Below are 982 nucleotides of genomic sequence, written 5' to 3'. Positions count from 1 at the left end.
GCGGCGTCACGGGCGCCGGGCGCCCCGCCGCANGGACCGAGGCCGGGGCGTCATGGGCGCCCCGCCGGCAGGACCGCGGCCGAGGCGTCACGGGCGCCGGGCAGGCAGGACCTAGGCCGCGCCGCCCTCGGCGTACGGGCCGATCTTGCCCGTGCGCATGATGCGCTCGAGCAGCTGGTCGAAGTTCTTCGCCATCTCCTGCGCCGACTCACCCGGCCAGACGTGCAGCGGCTTCGCCGCACCCTGCGCCTGCTGCAGCGACGTGCGCTCGGGCAGCTGCGGCGACAGCACGAGCGGCCCGAACATGTCGCGGAGCTCCTTGATGCGGAACTGGTGCTCGAGCGACTGCACGCGCGCCCGGTTCACGATGATGCCGAGCGGCTGCAGGCGGGGGGAGAGCCCGCGTCGGATCTCCTCGATCGCACGGAGGGCCCGGTCGGCAGCGGCGACGGAGAACAGCCCCGGCTCGGTGACGACGGTGACCCGGTCGGACGCCGCCCACGCGGTGCGGGTGAGGGCGTTCAGCGACGGCGCGCAGTCGATGAGGACGAGCTCGTAGTCCTGCTCGACGTTCGCGAGGGCCTCTTCGAGCTTCCAGATGTCGCGGATCGACGGGTGCGGCCCGTCGAAGTTGATGGCCGAGGGCGAGCCGACCATGACGTCGATCTTGCCCTGGGAGCCCTTGGTCCACCCGGACGGGGCGATCGCCTGGCGGACGATCTTCTCCTTCGGGTTCTCGAGCACGTCGGCCACGTTCAGGTGTCCGGCGAGGTTGATGTCGAGGCCCGTCGAGACGTCGGACTGCGGGTCGAGGTCCACCACCAGCGTGCGCAGTCCCTTGGCGAACGCGGCCGAGGTCAGGCCGAGCGTCACCGTCGTCTTGCCGACACCACCCTTGAGGGAGCTCACGCTGAGTACATGCACGGTGAGCAACGTTACCGCGACTAGGGTTGTCTCACCTCAACCCGGGCTGAAAGGGACC

Annotated in this window: 1 protein-coding gene; it reads right to left on the bottom strand. The window is 70.8% G+C overall.

Annotated elements, in window-relative coordinates:
* Positions 1–111 precede the first annotated feature (111 nt).
* Positions 112–924 carry a ParA family protein gene (locus I59_RS12045; RefSeq protein WP_027465232.1) on the bottom strand — a complete coding sequence of 271 codons (813 nt, stop codon included), beginning with the start codon at positions 922–924 and terminating at the stop codon, positions 112–114.
* Between the last annotated feature and the right edge of the window lie 58 nt (positions 925–982).

Source organism: Curtobacterium sp. B8 (assembly GCF_000333315.1).
Lineage (GTDB): Bacteria > Actinomycetota > Actinomycetes > Actinomycetales > Microbacteriaceae > Curtobacterium > Curtobacterium luteum.
The sequence above is the reverse complement of the archived record's forward strand: the minus strand, read 5'-3'. Positions and strand labels throughout refer to the sequence as shown.